The following is a 21,511-nucleotide window of genomic DNA, read 5'->3' as shown; positions in this document are numbered from 1 at the left end:
GGCGGTGGCGGGCGCCGCCGCCCGGCCGGGCGCGCGGGGCGGCGGGGCCCGCACCCCCCCCTGGCGGTCGGCCGGGGGGGGGCCCCCCAACCCCCCTGGGCCCGGGGCCACGCCCCTTTCCGCGGATGCGGACCGCGGTCGTTTGCGGGGTGGAGTCGCCCGGCGGACGGGGCGTCAGGAGCGTGGCCGTCCGCCGGGCGGGTAGTGGGGCTCCCGGCTCTGCACGAGCCTGCGGGAGCGCAGCCGGGCCCCGTCCCCCTCCTACGGGGCCCGGCGGGACAGGTGGGTCAGCCGCTCAACTCGTCGAAGCGGCGGACCAGTTCGGCGCGGCCGGCCTCGGTGAGGTCGCCGTGCACCCGCATCCGGGCCAGGCCGCCGTCGGGGTAGACGTCCAGGCGGACGTGGGTGGCGGTGACCCTGCGGGGCAGCACGAAGCGGTGCGGGGTGTCGGGCTGGAGCTTGGTCCTGGGCAGGATCTCGAACCACGAGGACGCGTCGTCCGGGTTCCCGTCGCAGCCCGAGAGCCGGGCCCAGCCGGCCGAGTTGCCCTTGAGGTAGGCGGTGTCGATCTCGACGGCGCGGACCTCGCCCTGCGCGGCGAGCTTGAACCGCACCCAGTCGTTGGTGCCCCGCACCCGGCGGCGGCGGTTCTCCCAGCCGTCGTCCATCTTGCGCGACAGGTCGGGCTGGATGATCTGGGTGGGCGAGGAGTAGAAGCGGTCCGAGGCGTCCTCGACGGTGCCGCCGTGCATCACCGAGGCCAGGTCGAGGGTGCCCAGGACGTCCAGCCACTCCGGGTCGGGGACCACCTCGCCGTAGACCCGGAGGCGGGCTATGCCGCCGTCGGGGTGCTGCCGGAGGCGGAGGTGGGTGAAGCGGCGCTCGGCGGTGACCTCGAAGCCGTTGGCGGCGTGGCCGCGTACGGGGGTGCGGGGGACCAGCTCCTCCCACTTCACACCGTCGGCGAGCAGGTCCTCGGGGCTGGGGCTGCCGGGCAGCGCGGTGGCCTCGACGGTGACCTGCTGCGGGTAGTTGCCGCGGAAGTGGGCGGTGTCGACGATGACGCCACGGATCACGCCGGGGGCGGCGAGACGGATCAGCGCCCAGTCGTGCTCGTCCTCGGTGGGGAAGGGGTTCTCGCCGTCGGCGCCCCGGCGGCGCCGGGTCTCCCAGCCGTCCATGATCTTGCCCTTGTGGCCGAAGTGCTCGGGGTCGAAGACCGCCGGGTTCGGCTTCAGCAGGTTCTCCCGCTCGGCGAAGAACTCGTCGTTGGCGGCGATCACACCGGCGCCGAAGCGGCGGTCGGCCAGGTCGACGAGGGAGGTGAACGAGAAGTCACCGCCGCGGTAGTCGGCGTACGGGTCGCCGCCGGAGTACGGCTGGGCGTCGTTGGCGTGCGGATCGGTGGAATCGGCGGCCGGGGTGGCGGACATGCGTTTCCCTTCTGCTCCTGTGTGCGGTGCTGGGGACCGCTCCACGGTCGCAGCGGGGCACCCGACAGGTCCATCGAAAGTTTGTGAGGAATATCTTCAGCCGGACTGAAAGGTGGCCGGGATGCCGTCGCCGCCGGCCCGCACGCACCCCGCCGGGGCGCATGCGCCGTCGCCCCTCACTCGCCGCCGTTCCGGCCCACGGTCGCCTGGGCGGAGGCCGCCTGACGGAGCGCGGCCAGCACCCGGGCGAGCCCGGGCGCCCCCTCGGAACCGCGCCGGGCGGCGGCGATCACATGGCGGCGCGGCTGGTCGGCGTGGAGCACCCGCAGGGCGACCCCGCTGCCGTGCCCGGGGGCCCGCAGGCCGCCCGCCATCGCCATCCGGGGCACCAGCGCCACGCCCATCCCTGCGGCGACCATCGCCCAGATCGCGCTCCAGTCGGCGGCGGCGTGCGCCTGTTCCGGGACGAAGCCGGCGCTCTCGCAGGCGGTGGTGGTGATCTGGGACCACGGGCCGCTGCTGCCGAAGATCCACGGCTCGCCGGCCAGGTCGGCCAGCCGCAACCCCGGCTCGGCGGCCAGCGGATGACCGGCCGGCAGCGCCACGTCCAACGGGTCGGCGAGCAGCGAGACCCGGCTGAACTTGGGGTCGCGCGGGGTGGGCGCGTGCGCGGCCAGCGACAGCGCCAGATCGACGCTGCCCTCGGCCAGCAGCTCGTACGCGGCCTCCGCCTCCGCCTCCCGTACGGTCACGGCCAGGCCCGGGTGGGTGCGGCGCAGCTCCTCGACGGCGGGGACCACCAGCGCCGGGATGGCGGTGGAGAAGGCCCCGACCCGCACCGTGCCGGCCTCCCCCTGGAGGTAGCCGAGGAGGTCCGCGTCGGCCCGCTCCAGCTGCGCGAAGACCGCCTCGGCGTGCCGCAGCACCAGTTGGGCGGCACCGGTGAGCCGGACCCGCCGGCCGTGCGCCTCCAGGAGCGTCACCCCGAGCGACTTGGCGAGCCCGGTCAACTGCTGCGAAACCGCCGAGGGCGTCATGTGCAGCGCCTCGGCGGTCGCGGTGACCGTGCCCACTTCCTGGAGGGTCCGCAGGATGCGCAGCTTCTTGATGTCCCAGTCGGCCATGCGGGCAGCGTACGCACCCGACGCGGCCGGCCCGGTCACCGCGGGCTGCCCGCCGCCCCCAGGGCCACCCCGGCGACGATCAGCGCCATGCAGAGCACCTGCATCGTGCTGATGCCCTCGCCCAGGAGGACCAGCGAGAGCAGCGCCACGCACACCGGTTGGAGGTAGTAGACGGCACCGGCGCGGGCGGCGCCGACCAGGGCGATCGCCTTGTTCCAGGTGAAGTAGGCGACGGCGGAGGAGCACACCCCGATGTAGAGCAGCGGTCCGGCCGTCCCGGCGGTGAGCGGGAAGCCGCCCTCGACGCCGAGGCTGACGGCGTAGGCGGGCACCAGCATCGCGGCGCCCAGCGCGAACGTCATGAACAGGAAGGAGAGCCCGCCGATCCCCTCGGGACGGCGGCGCAGCAGCGCGCTGTAGCCGGCGAAGGTGGCGGTGGCGGCCAGCATCCACAGGTCGCCGCCGGCGAAGTCCAGGTGCAGCACGGCGGTCGGCGAGCCCTTGCCGACCAGGGTGAGCACGCCCAGCAGGGCGATCACCATGCCCGCGATGCGGCGGGCGCCCAGCGGCTCACGGCCGCCGCGCCGGCCGCCGATCAGGTCGAAGAGGGCGATCATCATCGGCGAAGCGGCCGCGATCATCGCCATGTTGGTGGCCGAGGTGCTCTTCCCGGCCGTGTAGATCAGGGTGTTGAAGAGGGTGACGCCCAACAGGGCGGCCAGCGCCAGGAATCCGAGGTGCCGGCGGATCACCGACCACTCCCGGCGGACCTGCCCCAGGGCGAACGGGGCGACCGCCAGCAGCGCGATGTTCCAGCGCCAGAACGCGGTCTGGACCGGCGGTACGGTCTCGTGCAGGGCACGGGCGATGACGAAGTTGCCGGACCAGACGACGGTCGCCGTCAGGGCCAGGGTCAGCCCCACGGCCTGTGTGGACGGTGTGCGGTGTGCGCGGACCCGCTCCAGGACTGCCACGGTTTCCTCTCCCTCGATGGTGGATACGGATCCACCGTGGCAGCCCCTCACCCATCAGGTCTATCGAATACTTCAGACGATTCCTTTCATGAAAACTGAAAGGAATCGTCTGCGAGAGTCAGCCTCGGGCCGCCCGGCGGGCCAGGATCGCGGCCTGCCGCTCGTCGAAGCGGCGCGCCTGCCCGTCCAGGCCATCCAGGAACGCCCCCAGCTCCTCCTGGGCGGCGAGCCCCTCCGGGCCCAGCCCGCCGATCTCCAGCACCTTCAGGTAGCGCAGCACGGGCTGGAGTACGTCGTCGTGGTGGATGCGCAGGTTGTAGATCCCGCCGAGGGCCATCCGGGCGGCGGCCCGCTCGAAGCCGGGCATGCCGTGGCCGGGCATCCGGAAGCCGGTGACCACGTCCCGTACGGCGCACATCGTCCGGTCGGGGGCCAGCTCGAAGGAGGCACCGAGGAGGTTGCGGTAGAAGACCATGTGGAGGTTCTCGTCGGTGGCGATCCGGGCCAGCATCCGGTCGCACACCGGGTCGCCGGAGTGCCGGCCGGTGTTGCGGTGCGAGATCCGGGTGGCCAGCTCCTGGAAGGCGACGTACGCCACCGAGTGCAGCATGCTGTGCGCGTTGTCGGACTCGAAGCCCTCGGACATGTGGGCCATCCGGAACCGCTCCAGCTCGACCGGGTCCACGGCGCGGCTGGTGAGCAGGTAGTCGCGCATCACGATGCCGTGCCGGCCCTCCTCCGCGGTCCAGCGGTGGACCCAGGTGCCCCAGGCGCCGTCCCGGCCGAAGAGGGTGGCGATCTCGTGGTGGTAGCTGGGGAGGTTGTCCTCGGTGAGGAGGTTGACCACCAGCGCGGTGCGGCCGATCGCGGTGACCTTGGACTGCTCGGGGGCCCAGGGCTCGCCGTCCATCACCCCGTCGAAGTTCCGCCCGTCGCTCCACGGCACGTACTCGTGCGGCATCCACTCCTTGGCGATCCCCAGATGCCGGTTGAGCTCCTTCTCGACGACCTCTTCGAGGGCGTAGAGCAGTCGGGTGTCGGTCCAGGCGGCCTGGCCGCGCGCTCCGTCGAGGCGGTCGGGGGCGATGGTCACGGGTACTCCTGGGGACGACGGACCTACGGATCCGTAGGTTTGGACTTACGGCCCCGTAGGTTACGTCATCGTAGGTACGCCCCGGTTAAACACCTCCCCAAGGGTGAATCGCCCGCAAAGCTGATCAACTGCCGCTCTATGTCCGGTTTTTCGTGATCACTGGCCCGGGCATGCGAAAAGGGGCGCCCACCGGTCCGGGAAGGATCGGTGGGCGCCCCTGTGAAGGCGTCATGGGCGCGGGCGGACGGCCCGCGCAGGGCTTGGGTCAGCCCTTGGACTTGGCCTGCTTGCGGGTCTTGTCGGTCGCCATGACCAGCCCGGCGATGATCAGGAAGAGCACGATGGGCGTCACCACGTAGAGGCCGAGCGTCTGGATCACGCTCAGGCCCGGACCCGGGTCGTCACCGTCGTCGCGGGTGAGCGCAAACGCGGGGGACGACATCAGCAGCATCAGCGCGGTGCCGGCGGTGATGGTTCCGGCGCGCAGGGCGGTGTTCTTGACCTTGTTGCTCACCCGTTCAACGTAGCGGACGACACTCCACCCCGCGCGTCCGGGGTGGGGCAAGCGACATAGCGGCAGGCCGGAGCGCCCGGTGCGGCGCCCCGCAAGGGCCCGCGGTCGTCGCGCTCAGCGCGCGGAGGACGACAGCTCCCGCATCAACGCGTGCAGTCGGGGTGAGGCGGCCAGCTCTTCGAGGGTGTGCGGGCGGCCGTCGGGGCCGGCGATGGGGAGGCGCCAGTTGGGGTACTCGTCCCAGGTGCCGGGGAGGTTCTGCGGGCGGCGGTCGCCCACCGCGTCCGGGAGCCAGATGCCGACCATGCGCGCCGGGGTGCGCAGCAGGAAGCGGTGGACGGCCTTGACCACCGCCTCCTCGTTGCGGGCGCCCTCGGGCAGCAGTCCGTGGCGGGAGAGCGCGCCGAGCCATTCGCGGAGTTCGTAGGCGGCCCGGGTGCGTTCGCGCTCGGGTGGCCCGGCGAGCAGGCCGAGGCGTTCGCGCAGGGCGACGTCGGCGCCGGTGAGGCGGGCGGCGGTGGGCGGCAGGTCGTGGGTGGTGACGGTGGCCAGGCAGCCGGCCCGCCATTCGTCGGGGGCCAGGATCCGGGCCGGGGTGGCGGCCGGTTCCGGTGTCGGGTCGCCCCCGTCGGCGGTGGAGCCGTCGGCGGCGGTGGTGGCAGCGCTGGCATAGGACCGCTCGAACCACAGGACGGAGGTGCCCAGGACGCCCCGTTCGGCGAGCGCCTCGCGGACGCCCGGCTCGACGGTGCCCAGGTCCTCGCCGATCACCGCGGCGCCGGCCCGGTGGGCCTCCAGGGCCAGCACGGAGAGCATCGCCTCACCGTCGTAGCGGACGTAGGCGCCCTCGGTCGGCGGTCGGCCCTCGGGGACCCACCACAGGCGGAACAGGCCCATCACATGGTCGATGCGGAGCGCGCCGGCGTGCCGGAGGAGGCCGCGCAGCAGTGCGCGGTAGGGCGCGTAGCCGGCGGCGGCCAGGGCGTCCGGGCGCCAGGGCGGCAGGCCCCAGTCCTGGCCGCGGGAGTTGAAGGCGTCCGGTGGCGCCCCGACGGACATTCCGGTGGCGAACGCGTCCTGCTGGGCCCAGGTGTCCGCGCCGGAGGGGTGCACGCCGACGGCGAGGTCGTGGACGAGCCCGACGGCCATACCGGCTTCCCTGGCGGCCCGTTGGGCGGCGGCCAGTTGCTGGTCGGTGAACCAGGCGAGCCGGCAGTGGAAGTCGATCCGGTCCAGCAGCCGGTGGCGGATCCGGGCGGTCTGCGGTGAGCGGGGGTCGCACAGGCCGGCCGGCCAGCCGCGCCAGTCGGGGCCGTGCCGCTCGGCGAGCGCGCACCAGGTGGCGTGGTCGTCCAGGGCACGGCCCTGTTCGGCGAGGAAGTCGCAGTACGCGGCGCGCCGGCCGGGGCCGAGCGGGACGGTGCAAAGGAGTTCCAGGGCCTCCCGTTTGAGGGCCCAGACGGCGTCCCGGTCGATCAGTCCGCCGCGGTCGAGGACGTCGGCGCGCAACTCCCGGGCCCGGGCGGCCAGTTCGTCGGCGCGGGCCCGCGCGTCGCCGGCCAGCAGGGCGTACTCCGGGATCTGCTCGATGCGCAGGTGAACGGGGTCGGGGAAGCGGCGGGAGGAGGGGCGGTAGGGGGACGGGTCGGTGGGGGGCCCGGGGACCGCCGCGTGCAGCGGGTTGAGCTGGACGAAGCCGGTACCCAGGGCACGTCCGGACCAGGCGGCGAGGTCGGCGAGGTCACCGAGGTCGCCCATGCCCCAGGAGTGCCGGGAGAGCAGGGAGTAGAGCTGGACGAGGAAGCCGTGGGTGCGGCCGGGTGGGGCGGGCACCGTCTCGGGGGCGACGATCAGGTGGGCGCGGGCGGTGCGGCCGTCGGGGGCGTCGGCCCGGAGGTCGTGCACGCCGAGCGGGAGCCCGGCGAGCGCCGCGGGGTCCTGCGTGCCGCCGTACGGGGTGCCGTCCCGTACTTCCGCGCCGATGAGCGTGCCGTCTTCGGTGCGGACGCTCAGGACGGTGCCGTCGGGGAGGTCCGGGAGGCGCGGTGGCCGGCCGCTGCGGGCGGTGACGGTGAGCGGCAGCAGGGCGTGGCCGACGGTCTCCTCGTGGGCGGCGAGGGCGGTGCGGACGGCCTGCGGGGTGGAGGCGTCGACACCGAGTGCGGCGAGCACCGCGACGGCGGTGCCCTCGGCGATGTGGACGGTGCGGCCCGGTGCGGGCTCGTAGGACGTGGCGATGCCGTGGAGCCGGGCGAGCCGGGCGCGGCCCATGGCCGCTCAGACCTCCATCGACTCCGTGCCCAGTCCGGTGGCCGTCGGTTCGCTGGTCAGCGGGAGTTCGGCGGTGATGGGGACCTCGCTGGTGAGCGGGGCGCTGTGGGCGAGCGGGGGCTCGCTGGTGAGCGGCGGCTCGGTGAAGCTGAACGAGCCGGAGCCCTCCAGGCCGGAGTCGGGGCCGGACACCCCGTCGAAGAGCCCGGGCTCGCCGCAGGGTTTCGCGGCGAGCGCGTCGAGGAGGAGTTGAGCGGATGCGGCCACGAGCGGCCTCCCGTTCATCGGTAGTGGGGCACGTCTGCGGTAGTGGGACACGTTTGCCCTACCCAGTCGACACGAGCGCAGACGCCTTCACCTAGCAAACGTGACTCACGTCACAGTATGGCCCGGACCGGCGATTTCGCGGCGGGGAACGCCATGCGGCGCACAGAACGCCGGAAGGTGGCACTCCAGAACGTAATTCCTGCGGAGCGGAGCGCATCATGACCCGCCCGTGCCGGGGGGACGAAAGGGGCGGTCCGCCGGGTGTCCGGGAGCGCCCCCGAGGCCCGGTTGACACCCTCGCCGCCGCAATGGTGGGCTCACAGCCGAAGGTCTGTCCGATCGGGTACCGAGGGGTGTCGAAACCCCCGGTTCCGCGCCGCGCGCACCGCGACCACACGCCCGCACCGCGGCCCCGCCCACCGGGCAGGCCGCCGGGCGCGCGACGGCGACGCGGCGACCGGGCGGCGGGACACAGGGGGAACCGGCGGGAGCCGGTGAGCACGAGATTCGGGGACGAGGAGCGACCGTGCGAGTCCGGGGCGTTTGGGGCGGAAGAACCGGTAGGGGCAGGGGCGGCAGCCGTGCGCGGGTGGCGGGGACCACCGCGCTGGCCGCCGCCGTCATAGGAGGGCTGCTCACCGGCGTACCGGCCGCCCAGGCGGCTACAGCCGGCCCCGCCGCCGGCACCCCCGACCAGCCCGGCCGCCCCACCGACGCCGGCGCGCCGCCCGCGGTCTGGCCGCGCCCCCAGTCGATGCGGCAGCTCGGCGCGGCGGTCCCGCTCGGCCCGACGGCGGTGCTGGTGGCCGCGCCGGACACCGACCCGTACGCCCTCGACGTGCTGCGCGGGCTGCTGCGGGACGCCGGGGTGCGCACCGTCGCGCAGGCCGCGCCCGGCGACCGACTGCCCGCGGGCGGCCCGGTGCTGCTGGCCGGCGGCACGCCCGCGGACGACGCCCTACGGGCGCTGCGGGTGCCGCCCCGCGGCGATCTGCCGTCCGGCGGCTACCGGCTGGCCGTGGGCCAGGTTGCCGGCCGGGACACCATCGCGCTGGACGGCGTCGGCCCGGACGGCCTCTTCCACGCCGCGCAGACCCTGCGCCAGCTGGTCACCGACGGCCCGGACGGCCCGGACGGCCAGCGGCAGGTGGCCTCGGTGATCGTCCGGGACTGGCCCGCCACCGGCGTCCGCGGCACCACCGAGGGCTTCTACGGACAGCCGTGGAGCCAGCCGCAGCGGCTGGCCCAACTGGACTTCATGGGCCGCACCAAGCAGAACCAGTACCTCTACGCGCCCGGCGACGACCCCTACCGGCAGGCACGGTGGCGCGACCCGTACCCGGCCGCGCAGCGCGCCGACTTCCGGGCGCTGGCCGAGCGGGCCCGCGCCAACCACGTCACGCTCGGCTGGGCGGTGACCCCCGGCCAGGCGATGTGCCTGTCCTCGGAAGAGGACCTACGGGCACTGCGCCGCAAGGTGGACGCGATGTGGGCGCTGGGGGTGCGGTCCTTCCAACTCCAGTTCCAGGACGTCAGCTACAGCGAATGGCACTGCGCCGCCGACGAGGAGACCTTCGGGACCGGGCCGCAGGCGGCCGCCAAGGCCCAGGCGGGCGTCGCCAACGCGCTGGCCCGGCACCTCGCCGAGCGGTACCCCGGCGCCGCGCCGCTGTCCCTGATGCCGACCGAGTTCTACCAGGACGGGGCGACCGCCTACCGCAGTGCGCTGGCGGCGGCGCTCAACGACCATGTGGAGGTGGCCTGGACGGGCGTCGGCGTGGTCCCGCGGACCATCACCGGCGGCGAACTGTCCACCGCCCGCCAGGCGTTCGGCCATCCGCTGGTCACCATGGACAACTACCCGGTCAACGACTACGCGCAGGACCGGATCTTCCTCGGCCCCTACACGGGCCGCGAACCGGCCGTCGCCACCGGCTCGGCGGCACTGCTCGCCAACGCCATGGAACAGCCGTTGGCGTCCCGGATCCCGCTGTTCACCGCCGCCGACTACGCCTGGAACCCGCGCGACTACCGCCCCGAGCAGTCCTGGGAGGCGGCCATCGACGACCTCGCCGGCGGCGACCCCAAGGCCCGTACGGCGCTTGGCACCCTGGCCGGGAACGCCGCGTCGTCCCTGCTCAACCGCGAGGAGTCGGGGTACCTCCAGCCGCTCGTCGACCGCTTCTGGAAGGCCCGCGCGGCCGCCATCAACCACGGCCGGCCCGGCACCGACCCGGACTACGCCAAGGCCGCCCGGGCACTGCGGTCCGCGTTCGGCACCATGAGCAGCGCGCCCCGGGACCTGGCCTCCGACCTGCGGGCCGAAGTCGGGCCGTGGGCCGAGCAGTTGGCCCGCTACGGGAACGCCGGGGCGCAGGCCGTGGACACCCTCCTGGCGCAGGCCCGGAACGACGGCGACGCGGCCTGGGCGGCACAGCGCACCGTGCTGCGGTCGCGGACCGAGATCGGTCAGAGCCCGGTGACCGTCGGCAAGGGCGTCCTGGGGCCGTTCCTGGACCGGGCGATGACCGAGGCGGACGCCTGGACGGGGGCCCACGGCGGCGCCCCGACCCCGGACCACGGCGACGGCCGGACGTCGCTGACCGTGCCCTTCCCCCGCGTACGGCCGCTGGCCGCGGTCACCGCGCTCACCGGGCCGGGTCCGGCGGCCGGCGCGGTCTCCCTGGAGGCGCACGTACCGGGGGCCGGCTGGCAGCGCCTCGGCCCGCTGTCCGCGACCGGCTGGACGGAGGCCCGCACACCCGGGCTGCGTGCCGACGCACTACGCCTGACCTGGGACGACGGCACCCCGGCACCGTCCGTGCAGGCACTCACCCCGTGGTACGACGACGGCCCGCGGGCCGGCCTGGCGCTGTCCCGTACCGAGACCGACGCGCAGACCGGCGGCCGGACCACGGTGCAGGCCCTGCTCTCCTCCCGCCGCCCCGACGACGTGCACGGCCCGCTGACGGTCACCGCGCCCAAGGGCTTCACCGTCCACGCGCCCCGGGACGCGACCGCCCCGCGGGGCGGCACCGCGCTCGTCCCACTCGGCGTGGACATCCCCAAGGACACCCCCTCCGGGACGTACCGGGTCTCCGTCGCCTTCGCCGGCCAGGAGCAGCAGCTGACCCTCCGGGTCTTCCCGCCCACCGGCGGCCCCGACCTGGCGCGCGGCGCGGACACCACCTCCTCCGGCGACGAGACGGACGACTTCCCGGCGTCCGCGGCCACCGACGGCGACCCGAAGACCCGCTGGTCCTCCCCCGCCGAGGACAACTCCTGGTTGCAGTTCACCCTGCCCGGGCCGACCCGACTGGGACTGGTCGTCCTCCACTGGCAGAACGCCTACGCCGCCGCCTACCGGATCCAGGTCTCGACCGACGGCCGCACCTGGCGCACCGCCGCCACCGTCCGCGACGGCAAGGGCGGTCGGGAGGCGATCCGGATGGACGCCAAGGACGCCCGCTACGTCCGCATCCAGGGCGACAAGCGGGCGACGCGGTTCGGGTACTCGCTGTGGGGCGTCGAGGCGTACGCGGTGACCAGCGGGTGAGACGCCGGATGCGGTGCGGCGGGGGTTCCGAGGAGCCCCCGCCACACCGCATCCGCCGCCTCACCGACGCAAAAGCCCGGATCTAAGCCGATACGGCATCGATCCGGGCCAAGGCGTCATCCGCGCCGTACGGCTGCAAATAAGGCAGCCAGCGCGGGTCCCTATGCCCCGTGCCGATGATCCGCCAGGCCAGTCCGGACGGTGGGGCGGGCTGATGGCGGAGTCGCCAGCCGATCTCGGCCACATGGCGGTCGGCCTTGACGTGGTTGCAACGCCGGCAGGCGGCGACGACGTTCTCCCAGGTGTGCTGGCCGCCGCGGCTGCGCGGGATGACGTGGTCGACGCTGGTTGCGACGCCACCGCAGTACATGCAACGCCCGCCGTCCCGGGCGAACAGCGCCCGACGGGTCAGCGGGACAGGCCCCCGAAAGGGCACTCTCACAAAGCGCTTCAAGCGAACCACGCTCGGAGCCGGTATGACATGGGTCGCGCTGTGCATCAGGGCGCCGGATTCCTCAAGGCTGACGGCCTTCTCATTGAGGACGAGGATGAGCGCGCGGCGGAGCGGTACGACGCCGAGCGGCTCGTACGACGCATTGAGGACCAGGACGTGCGGCACGGGTGCCTCCTTGTACGCCGGCGGCGCGTGGCTCGCGCCGGGACGATCTCCCCACAGTGTCCCCCGGTGCCTGGTCGGAGCGCCACCATGACCGGGTAACGGGCCGGAGGTGTTTTCCACCACAGCGCCGCAGATCCCACCAGATCCGGCTCATTCCGGCCTTCCCGGGACCTCCTTGATCGAACACAGGCGCGGTCCGCCCGCGTTGCCCCGTTAGTGTGGTAGATCTGCCCGGCTTTTCTCGGGTCCCTGAGCGGGCCGGGCGTGCTGTCCCTCACGGAAGGTTCCGCTGTGTACTGGTCCGCCCCGTCGGCCGCCGCCGCGCCGCTGCGCACCGCCGCGTCCGGCTCAACCGGCCCGACCTCCCTAGACGAGGCCACCCAGAAGGCCACCAACGCCGCCGGCTGGATACAGGCGAACTGGGGGACGTGGCTCACGTCCGCCCTGCAGATCATCCTGATCATCGTGATCGCGGTGGTCCTGCGGCATGTGATCCGCCGCACCATCACCAAACTCATCGAGCGGATGAACCGCACCGCGACCGCCGCCCAGGGCACCGCGCTGGCCGGGCTGCTGGTCAACGCCGAACGGCGGCGGCAGCGCTCGGAGGCGATCGGCTCGGTGCTGCGCAGCGTCGCCTCGTTCGTGATCATGGGCACGGCCGCACTGACCGTGCTGTCCGTCCTCCAGATCAACCTGGCGCCGCTACTGGCCAGCGCGGGGGTGGCCGGTGTCGCGATCGGTTTCGGCGCCCGCAACCTCGTCACCGACTTCCTCTCCGGCGTCTTCATGATCCTGGAGGACCAGTACGGCGTCGGCGACGAGATCGACGCGGGCGTGGCCACCGGTACGGTCATCGAGGTCGGCCTGCGGGTCACCAAGCTGCGCGGCGCCAACGGCGCGATCTGGTACATCCGCAACGGCGAGGTCAAGCGGATCGGCAACCTCAGCCAGGGCTGGTCCACCGCCTCCGTCGACGTGCTGATCGCCGCGGACCAGGACCTGAAGCGGGCCCGCGCGGTGATCACCGACGCCGGCGAGGCGATGTCCAAGGCCGAGCCGTGGAACGAGCAGCTGTGGGAGCCGGTGGAGGTGCTGGGCCTGAGCGAGGTGTCGCTGGACACCGTCACGCTCGGCGTCTCGGCCAAGACCATGCCGGGCAAGGCGGGCGGCGTCGAGCGGGAGCTGCGCTGGCGCATCAAGCAGGCGTTGGACGCGGCCGGCATCCACCTCGCGCCGCGCCCGGCCCCCGAGGAGGAAGAGGAGACGCCGGCCGACCCGTCCGCCGCCGTCGCCGCTCCCTCGGTGCTCGGCAACCCGTCGTCGCCGCAGTCCCAGGCGACGACGCCGCTCGCACCGCCGCAGTTGGGGAAGTAACTCCCGCACCACACAGACACCGAGGGGCATGTGACCCAGATCACATGCCCCTCTGTCATACGTACCGCGGTCCCGCTTCGTGTGCGGGGTGTCGGCACCAACGACACCAACGACGGAGAAGGAGACTTCACCATGAAGATCCGCAATCGCGTGGCCACGGGGGCCGTCGCTTCGGTTCTGATGCTCGGCAGCGCGGCGGCCCTGACCGCCGCCGCCCCCGCGTCCGCCACGGCGCGGCCGCAGATCAAGAACGACCTCACCTGCACCACCAACAGCGACGGCCGCCGGGGCACGGCGGACTGCACCAACAACACCAACCGCACCATCGGCTTCCGGGTGACCGTGGTCTGCGGCTGGTGGCCCGACCAGACCGGCCCCTGGCGGACCCTCAACCCGGGCGCCCGCGACCACTCCGAGGCCACCTGCGACGGCGGCACCGGCGTCGGCAGCGTCAACTGGGAAGAGGGCTGAGGCGGGCCGAGGTCCGGTTGATTTCCTGACGAGGGCGGGCCGGCCGGTGGCAGGCAAGGGGCCGGCCGGCCCGCAGCCCCGGGGGGCGCCCCGGCGACGGGGTACGACCACGGGGGCACGAGCACGGGGGACGCAGGGGGGTATCGGGGGACGACGGGGGACACGGGGGACCACCGAGGGGCGTACCGGCCGACCGCCGGGCGCCCCTCTCTCCGTGCGCTCCCCCCGCCCGTCCGGAACCACAACCCTCGCCCACACCATTGACGCGCACCTGACGGGCGGCCTACCTTCCTTCCCAGTAATTGGAAGGTTTCCTAACAGACACCTTCCGGTCAGATTCCGCACGGAACACGGGGTGGGCAGCAGCCATGGCCGCAGCAGGACAGGGAACACCGGGCACGCCGAGGGTGCTCCGGGCGATGAACGACCGGGCCGCACTGGACCTCCTGGTGTCCCAAGGCCCGTTGACCCGCACCCAGATCGGCGAACTGACGGGACTGTCGAAACCGACCGCCTCCCAGCTGCTGGCCCGACTGGCCGCGGCCGGACTGGTCCGGACGACCGGCAACGTCACCGGCCGCCCCGGGCCCAGCGCCCAGCTCTACGAGATCAACCCGGCCGCCGCCCACGTCGCCGCGCTCGCCGTGGACCAACTGGGCCTCACCGCGGCCGTCGCGGACATCACCGGGCAGGTGCTCGGCGAGGAGCGGATCGACACCACGGCGGTCCCCGACGACGCCACCGACCTGACGGCCCGGCTCGTCACACAGGCCGTGGACGGGGCGCTGGCCAAGGCCGGGCTGAACCGCGGGCAGCTGCACCGCGCGGTCATCGGCACGCCCGGCGCGCTCGACCCGCAGACCGGCCTGCTGCGGTACGCGCCCCACCTGCCCGGCTGGCAGTCGCGGGCACTGCGCGAAGAACTGGCCGAGGTCCTCGGCGTCCCGCTCGTCATCGAGAACGACGTGAACCTGGCCGCGGTCGCCGAACAACACGACGGCGCCGCCCAGGACTTCGACGACTTCGTACTGGTGTGGGTCGACGAGGGCGTGGGCGCCGCCATCGTGCTCGACGGCCGGCCGCTGCGCGGAGCCACCGGCGGCGCCGGCGAGATCGGCTACATGCCGCTGCCCGGCGCACCACTGGCCCGGGACGGCGACCGCAGCGCCGCACGGCCGGACGCCGGCGGCGGGTTCCAGCGCCTGGTCGGCACCCCGAGCATCATCGAACTCGCCCACGCGTACGGCGCCCCGGAGGTCCGCACCGCCGCCGAGGCACTGGCCCGGGACGACGTACGGGCCGAGGTGGCACGGCGCCTGGCGACCGGCCTGGCCGCCGTGGTCGCGGTGGTCGACCCCCGCCTGGTGGTGCTCTCCGGCGAGGTGCCGCAGGCCGGCGGGGAGGCCCTGCGGGCCCTGGTCGAGGAGGAGTTCACCGGGCTCGCGCTGCCCCGCCCCGAGATCCGGATCAGCGACATCGCCGGGAACCCCATCCTCACCGGCGCACTGCGCACGGCACTCGCCGAGGCCCGCGACGAGGTCTTCGACACCGCGTGAGCCCCCTCGCCGCCCCGGCCGACCCGCCCCGCCAGGCCCCAAGGAACCCCTGACGTAAGGAAGTCCGCATGCCGCTCACGCGCCCGGGTGTCCGACCACGTCCTCAGCTCCGTCCGCGCCCCCGTCCGCGGCTCCTTCGCCTCCCGGTGGCCCTGGCCACCGCCGGGCTGCTCGCCGCGGGCTGCGCCAACCCCGGTGTCGGCAGCGACCTCGACGACCCCACCCGACCGGTCACCCTCACCTTCTGGCACGGCTGGTCCAACCCCGGCGAGGTGAAGGCCATCGACGACAGCATCGCGCGCTTCGAGAAAAGCCACCCCACCATCACGGTGAAGGCGGTCGGCAACGTCTCCGACGACACCATGAACCAGGCGCTGCGGGCCGGCGGCAGCGACGCCCCCGACGTGGTGTCGTCGTTCACCACCAAGAACGTCGGGCAGTACTGCTCGTCCGGAATGTGGGCGGACCTCGACCCCTTCATGAAGAAAACCGGCGTGGTGAAGGAAAAGGTCTTCCCGAAAACACTGCTCAGCTACACGCAGTACCGCGGCCGACAGTGCGCACTACCACTGCTCGCCGACACCTACGGGCTGTACTACAACGAGGACGCGTTCAGACAAGCCGGCATCTCCCGCCCCCCGCACACCATGTCGGAACTGAAACGGGACGCCGCGAAACTCACCCGGCGCACCAAGGACGGCGGTTACCGACAAGTCGGCTTCATGCCCAACTTCCGGCTCTATCAGAACAGCCCGGACCGGCTCTTCGCACAATGGGGTCCCCGCTACTTCGACCGGAACGGCAAGGCCCAACTCGCCGAGGACCCGTCGACCCGCGACTTCTTCACCACCCAGCGGGACCTCGTCGACGCGCAGGGCGGATACCGCGCGACGGAGAAGTTCCGCACCACCTTCGGCGACGAAATGTCCGCACAGAACGCCTTCCTGCGGCAGAAGGTGGCCATGCACATGGACGGTGAATGGCGCGGACTGATGCTCAAGGAGGCCAAGGCGCCGTTCAACTGGGGCGTCGCGCCGATGCCGGTGCCCGACGACCAGGCCGACACCTACGGCCGGGGCTATCTCACCGGAACCATCGCCGGTATCGCCCACAGCAGCCAACACCAGAACGCCGCCTGGGAACTGGTGAAATTCCTGACCACGGACACCGACCAGGTCGTCGCCTTCGCCAACGCCATCCATAACGTCCCGTCGACGAACGCCGCACTCACCTCCCCCAAACTCGACGCCGACCCGGACTTCCGCGCCTTCCTCGGCATCGCCCGCAATCAGCACAGCACCACACTGCCCCCCTCCAACAACGGCGCCATGTACCTCCTCTCGCTACAGGACTTCTCCTACGCCGAGGAAGCCGGAAAGGTTCCCGACCTCGACGCGGGACTGCGCGGACTCGACGCGCGGATCGACGCCGACAACCTCCAGTCCGAGAACTGACGGAGCCTGCCATGGCAGCCACGCTCTCCCCCGCCCCGGAACTGCGGCGCAAACACCGCCGCGAACGCCTCCGCATCCTGGGATTCCTCTCCCCCTGGCTCGTCGGATTCTCGGTCTTCTTCGGCTACCCGCTGATCGCCACCGTCTATTTCTCCTTCATGCACTACAACCAGATCGAGCAGCCCGCCTTCGTGGGCCTGCGGAACTGGAAATACGTACTGACCCAGATGCCGCTGTTCGGGCCCGCCCTGTGGAACACCCTCTGGCTGGTCGTGGTGATGGTGGCGCTCCGGGTGGTCTTCGGCCTGGGCATCGGCCTGCTCATCACCAGGATCAAATCGGGCGCCGGGTTCTTCCGCACCGCGTTCTACCTGCCGTATCTGGCACCACCGGTGGCCGCCACCGTCGCGTTCGTCTTCCTGCTCAACCCGGCGACCGGCCCGGTCAACGAGATCCTCGGAGCGGTCGGCATCCCGGCCCCGGAGTGGTTCAACGACCCGGCCTGGGCCAAACCGTCCCTGGTCCTGCTGTCCCTGTGGGGCATCGGCGACCTGATGGTGATCTTCATGGCGGCACTGCTGGACGTCCCGAAGGAGCAGTACGAGGCCGCCGAACTGGACGGCGCCGGCGCCTGGGGGAAGTTCCGCTACGTGACGTGGCCGTCGATCACCCCGATCGTGCTGTTCGCGGTGGTCACCGGCGTCGTGCAGACCATGCAGTACTACACCCAGGCACTGGTCGCCGGGAAACTCGCCTCCGGCGTCTCCATCGGCCCCGGCTCCGTCATCCAGCCCGGCTACCCGGACCACGCCACCCTGACGGTGCCCCAGCTCATCTACTCGCTGGGCTTCCAGAACTTCAACACCGGTGCGGCCTGCGCCCTTTCCCTGGTGCTGTTCGCCATCGCGATGGCCGTCACCACCCTGCTGATGCGCAAGCGCGCCGGCCTGCTCCCGGCGGACGACTGACCGCCAAGACCAAGGAGTGATCCGACGTGACCACCACGACGCTCACCCGGCGCCCGGGCCGGGCCCGCACGCCCGGCACCGCCGGCGCCCCGGCCGCCCGCGCCCGCCGCAAACGGCTGCTGCACTGGATCGCCGTGCACGCGGTGGCGATCGCCGCCGCCCTCTTCTTCCTCCTGCCGTTCGTCTTCGTGTTCCTGACCTCCGTCATGAACGACGACCAGGCGATGAGCGGCGAACTGTGGCCGCACGAGTGGAACTGGTCCAACTACGCCGCCGTGTTCACCACCCCGGGCTTCCTCGACTGGTGGAAGAACTCCCTGCTCTACGCGGGACTGGGCACCCTCTTCACGGTCTGCTCGGCGATCCCCGCCGCCTACGCGCTGGCCCGCTTCCGCTTCCGCGGCCGCCGCACCGCGATGATCCTCGTCATCTCCACGATGATGCTGCCGCCCCAGGTCGTCGTCATCCCGATGTACCTGGTGTGGGCGCAGCAACTGCACCTGACCGGCTCGATCTGGCCGCTGGTCATCCCGATGGCGTTCGGCGACGCCTACTCCGTCTTCCTGCTCCGCCAGTTCCTCCTGACGATCCCCCAGGAATACGTGGAGTCCGCGAAGGTCGACGGCTGCGGCGAACTCCGCACCCTGCTGCGGATCGTCATCCCGATGGCCCGCCCCGGCATCGCCGCCATCGCCCTCTTCCAGTTCTTCTACTGCTGGAACGACTACTTCGGCCCGCAGATCTACACCGCGCAGAACCCGGCGGCCTGGACGCTCTCCTACGGCCTGGAGTCCTTCAAGAGCGCGCACTCCGTCAACTGGAACCTCACCATGGCCGCCACGGTGCTGGTCATGGCCCCCGTCATCCTCGTTTTCTTCTTCGCGCAGAAAGCCTTCGTCGAAGGCGTCACACTCACCGGAGTGAAGGGCTGAAACGACATGAAGCTCGCAGTGGTCGGCGGCGGCTCGACCTACACCCCCGAACTCATCGACGGCTTCGCGCGGTTGCGTGACGCCCTGCCGGTCACCGAACTCGTGCTGATCGACCCGGCCACCGAACGGCTGGAGCTGATCGGCGGACTGGCCCGCCGGATCTTCGCCCGACAGGACCACCCGGGAAAGATCACTTGGACCGACGACCTCGACGCCGGCCTCGACGGCGCCGACGCCGTCCTCCTCCAGCTGCGGGTCGGCGGACAGGCCGCCCGCAACCAGGACGAGACCTGGCCGCTGGAGTGCGGCTGCGTCGGCCAGGAAACCACCGGCGCGGGCGGTCTCGCCAAGGCACTGCGCACCGTCCCGGTCGTCCTGGACATCGCCGAACGGGTCCGCCGCCGCTGCCCGGACGCCTGGATCGTGGACTTCACCAACCCGGTGGGCATCGTCACCCGGGCCCTGCTCGGCCACGGCCACAAGGCCGTCGGGCTGTGCAACGTGGCCATCGGCTTCCAACGGAAGTTCGCGAAGCTGCTCGGGGTGACCCCCGAACGGATCGAGTTGGAGCACGTCGGCCTCAACCACCTCACCTGGGAACGCGCCGTCCGCGTCGACGGCAAGGACGTCCTGCCCAAGCTCCTCGCCGAACACGGCGACGCCGTCGCCGCCGACATCCGCATGCCGCGCCCGCTCCTCGACCACCTGGGCGTCGTCCCCTCCTACTACCTGCGCTACTACTACCAGCACGACGCGGTCGTGGAGGAGCTGCGCACCAAACCCTCCCGCGCCGCCGAGGTCGCCGCCATCGAACGCCAACTCCTCGACCTCTACGCCGACCCGACACTCGCCGAGAAGCCCGAACTCCTCGCCCGCCGCGGCGGCGCCTTCTACTCCGAAGCGGCAGTGGCACTGACGTCGGCACTGCTGGGCGGCGGTGACGGGGGCGGTAACGGGGGCGGTACGGCCGCGGAGATTGGGGCAGCCACGGCGATCGGGGCGGCCGGGGAGATCGGGGCGGCCGCGGCGATCCGAGCGGCCGGGGGGATCCAAGCGGCCGGGGAGATCAGGGTGTTCGGGGAGATCGGGGCGGGGGCCGGGCCCGGGAGCGCTGCGGCCGGCGGGGCCCGGGACACCACCGCCCGACCGGCCGGCGACGTCCAGATCGTCAACACCCTCAACAACGGCACGCTGCCGTTCCTGCCGGACGATGCGGTGATCGAGGTCCCGGCGGCGGTGGGGCCCCGGGGGGCCTCCCCCCTCCCCCTCCGCCCCCTCGCCCCCCTCTTCGCCGGACTGGTCGCCAATGTCACGGCCTACGAGCACCTGGCCCTGGAGGCAGCCCTCAAGGGCGGCCGCGACCGGGTCTTCTCCGCACTCCTCGCACACCCCCTCATCGGCCAGATCGACTACGCGAACCGGCTCACCGACGAGCTGATCGCACACAACCGGGAGCACCTCACGTGGGCCTGACCGGCACAGCGCTCGCCATCGACGCGGGCAACAGCAAGACCGACGTGGCCCTGCTGGCCACGGACGGCAGGATCCTCGGCCGGGCCCGCGGCGGCGGCTTCCAGCCCCCAGTGGTGGGCACCGCCCGCGCCGTGGACGTCCTGACCCCCCTGATCGCCGCGGCCCGGGCCCAGGCCGGGCTGACCGACAACGGCCCGGTCGCCCATCTCTCCGCCTTCCTCGCCAACGCCGACCTCCCCATCGAAGTGACCCACCTGACCGCCGAGATCACCGCCCGCGGCTGGGCGGACACCGTCACCGTCCGCAACGACACCTTCGCCCTGCTCCGTGCCGGACTCCCCGACCACGGCGAACCGTTGGGCGTCGCCGTGGTCTGCGGCGCCGGCATCAACTGCGTCGGTCTCGGCCGCGGCGGAGCGACCGCCCGCTTCCCGTCCATCGGCCGCCTCTCCGGCGACTGGGGCGGCGGTGCCTTCCTCGCCGACGAGGCCCTGTGGCACGCGGCCCGCGCCGAGGACGGCCGTGGCGCACCGAGCGAACTCGCCCGCGCGCTACCGGCCCACTTCGGCCTGGCCACCGTGCTGGAACTGATCGAAGCCCTGCACCTGCACCGGATCCCCGACGCCCGCCGGCACGAACTGACCCCGCTCCTCTTCGCCCTCGCCGCGGACGGCGACGCCGTCGCCCGCTCCGTCGTGGCCCGCCAGGCGGAAGAGATCGCCCTGATGGCCACCGTGGCCCTGGGCCGCCTCGACCTCCTCTCCGAACCGACCCCGGTCATCCTCGGCGGCGGCGTCCTCGCCGCCCGGCACCCCCTCCTCCACGACCACCTCACCCACCTCCTCGCCGAACACGCCCCCAAGGCGATGCCCCACGTCATCACCGCACCCCCCGTCCTCGGCGCCGCCCTCGACGCCCTGGACCAGACGAACCCGGCACCACCCCCACAGGCTTACGAGCGGCTGCGGTCGGAGTGGGCATAGCGCCCGGGCCCGCGGCCCATCAGCGGCACATCACCCGCAAGTCAACGCCACATCAGCGGTATCGGTCGGTCGCCTGCCGGCGGAGTGCGGGGGCTGACGTCATGCCTGGCCAGGGAATCGCTCAGCCCACCTGAACGCAGTCGCCTCTGCGGGTCTCGGTGCGTTCGCCAGGTCCGAGGATCAGGTCGGCGGGCGGCGGGGAGTGGTCGCTTTCCGTGATGATGGTGATGGGGTGGTCGGTGTCGTTGATGACGGGGGTGAGGGTGCCGTCGGCGGAGTGGAAGAGGGGGTAGGTGCCGGCCGGGTTGATGTAGGTCGTGCTGCCGATGGTGAGGAATCCGCTGGCCGGGGCGGGGTGGGCCGGGGTGGCCGGGTCCCTGGTGGTGGCCTTGGCGGTGGCCTTGGTGAGGGGGGTCAGGAGTCGGTTGATGCGGCGCATGGCGTGC

General features: G+C 72.7%; 18 protein-coding genes. 9 read left to right on the top strand and 9 right to left on the bottom strand.

Annotation, left to right across the window (positions count from 1 at the left end; translation table 11 throughout):
* Positions 1-287: 287 nt before the first annotated feature.
* From alc to ACFVT2_RS15910, 7 genes are all read right to left on the bottom strand, one after another.
* On the bottom strand, positions 288-1,433 hold the full coding sequence (gene alc, locus ACFVT2_RS15940; RefSeq protein ID WP_390017464.1) for an allantoicase: 1,146 nt from the start codon (positions 1,431-1,433) through the stop codon (positions 288-290).
* Between the two features lie 176 nt (positions 1,434-1,609).
* On the bottom strand, positions 1,610-2,557 hold the full coding sequence (locus ACFVT2_RS15935; RefSeq protein WP_390017461.1) for a LysR family transcriptional regulator: 948 nt from the start codon (positions 2,555-2,557) through the stop codon (positions 1,610-1,612).
* Positions 2,558-2,592: 35 nt separating this feature from the next.
* Positions 2,593-3,531, bottom strand: a complete 939-nt coding sequence (locus ACFVT2_RS15930) for a DMT family transporter (RefSeq protein ID WP_390017459.1) — start codon at positions 3,529-3,531, stop codon at positions 2,593-2,595.
* A 118-nt stretch (positions 3,532-3,649) separates the two neighbouring features.
* Entirely contained in the window at positions 3,650-4,624 is a 975-nt protein-coding gene (locus ACFVT2_RS15925; RefSeq protein ID WP_390017457.1) for an acyl-ACP desaturase, read from the bottom strand.
* Positions 4,625-4,889: 265 nt separating this feature from the next.
* Positions 4,890-5,138, bottom strand: coding sequence for a hypothetical protein (locus ACFVT2_RS15920; protein ID WP_390017455.1), 249 nt, complete (start codon positions 5,136-5,138; stop codon positions 4,890-4,892).
* A gap of 114 nt (positions 5,139-5,252) precedes the next feature.
* Positions 5,253-7,409: a 4-alpha-glucanotransferase gene (gene malQ / locus ACFVT2_RS15915; protein WP_390017453.1), complete on the bottom strand. Its 2,157-nt coding sequence runs from the start codon at positions 7,407-7,409 to the stop codon at positions 5,253-5,255.
* Positions 7,410-7,415: 6 nt separating this feature from the next.
* Positions 7,416-7,676, bottom strand: coding sequence for a hypothetical protein (locus tag ACFVT2_RS15910; RefSeq protein ID WP_390017450.1), 261 nt, complete (start codon positions 7,674-7,676; stop codon positions 7,416-7,418).
* A gap of 589 nt (positions 7,677-8,265) precedes the next feature.
* Between ACFVT2_RS15910 and ACFVT2_RS15905 the strand changes: the two genes are divergently transcribed.
* Positions 8,266-11,232: a beta-N-acetylglucosaminidase domain-containing protein gene (locus ACFVT2_RS15905; RefSeq protein WP_390017448.1), complete on the top strand. Its 2,967-nt coding sequence runs from the start codon at positions 8,266-8,268 to the stop codon at positions 11,230-11,232.
* An 82-nt stretch (positions 11,233-11,314) separates the two neighbouring features.
* Here the strand turns inward: ACFVT2_RS15905 and ACFVT2_RS15900 are convergent, their stop codons facing one another.
* Complete coding sequence (locus ACFVT2_RS15900) at positions 11,315-11,851, bottom strand: HNH endonuclease (RefSeq protein ID WP_006605595.1); 537 nt, start codon at positions 11,849-11,851, stop codon at positions 11,315-11,317.
* A gap of 291 nt (positions 11,852-12,142) precedes the next feature.
* Between ACFVT2_RS15900 and ACFVT2_RS15895 the strand changes: the two genes are divergently transcribed.
* The 8 genes from ACFVT2_RS15895 to ACFVT2_RS15860 all read left to right on the top strand — a co-directional run bounded on the left by ACFVT2_RS15895 (position 12,143) and on the right by ACFVT2_RS15860 (position 21,065).
* A complete protein-coding gene (locus ACFVT2_RS15895; protein ID WP_390017445.1) occupies positions 12,143-13,228 on the top strand; it encodes a mechanosensitive ion channel family protein in 1,086 nt (361 codons plus the stop codon).
* 132 nt (positions 13,229-13,360) lie between these two features.
* A complete protein-coding gene (locus ACFVT2_RS15890) occupies positions 13,361-13,699 on the top strand; it encodes a hypothetical protein (protein ID WP_390017442.1) in 339 nt (112 codons plus the stop codon).
* Between the two features lie 419 nt (positions 13,700-14,118).
* The gene (locus tag ACFVT2_RS15885) at positions 14,119-15,255 is read left to right on the top strand and encodes an ROK family protein (protein ID WP_390017440.1); all 1,137 of its coding nucleotides are present in this window, start codon (positions 14,119-14,121) and stop codon (positions 15,253-15,255) included.
* 68 nt (positions 15,256-15,323) lie between these two features.
* Positions 15,324-16,709 (top strand): ABC transporter substrate-binding protein, encoded by a 1,386-nt coding sequence (locus tag ACFVT2_RS15880; RefSeq protein WP_390017438.1) that lies wholly within the window; start codon positions 15,324-15,326, stop codon positions 16,707-16,709.
* Positions 16,710-16,720: 11 nt separating this feature from the next.
* Complete coding sequence (locus tag ACFVT2_RS15875; protein ID WP_390017435.1) at positions 16,721-17,677, top strand: carbohydrate ABC transporter permease; 957 nt, start codon at positions 16,721-16,723, stop codon at positions 17,675-17,677.
* Between the two features lie 26 nt (positions 17,678-17,703).
* Entirely contained in the window at positions 17,704-18,609 is a 906-nt protein-coding gene (locus ACFVT2_RS15870; RefSeq protein WP_390017432.1) for a carbohydrate ABC transporter permease, read from the top strand.
* 6 nt (positions 18,610-18,615) lie between these two features.
* Positions 18,616-20,082, top strand: a complete 1,467-nt coding sequence (locus tag ACFVT2_RS15865; RefSeq protein WP_390017430.1) for a 6-phospho-beta-glucosidase — start codon at positions 18,616-18,618, stop codon at positions 20,080-20,082.
* On the top strand, positions 20,073-21,065 hold the full coding sequence (locus tag ACFVT2_RS15860) for an N-acetylglucosamine kinase (RefSeq protein WP_390017427.1): 993 nt from the start codon (positions 20,073-20,075) through the stop codon (positions 21,063-21,065). Before ACFVT2_RS15865 ends, ACFVT2_RS15860 begins: the two co-directional genes overlap by 10 nt.
* 121 nt (positions 21,066-21,186) lie before the next feature.
* Here the strand turns inward: ACFVT2_RS15860 and ACFVT2_RS15855 are convergent, their stop codons facing one another.
* Positions 21,187-21,504 carry a hypothetical protein gene (locus tag ACFVT2_RS15855; RefSeq protein ID WP_390017424.1) on the bottom strand — a complete coding sequence of 106 codons (318 nt, stop codon included), beginning with the start codon at positions 21,502-21,504 and terminating at the stop codon, positions 21,187-21,189.
* Between the last annotated feature and the right edge of the window lie 7 nt (positions 21,505-21,511).

It is taken from the genome of Streptomyces sp. NPDC058000, assembly GCF_042886435.1.
GTDB lineage: Bacteria > Actinomycetota > Actinomycetes > Streptomycetales > Streptomycetaceae > Streptomyces.
This window is presented reverse-complemented; position numbering and strand designations above follow the sequence as displayed.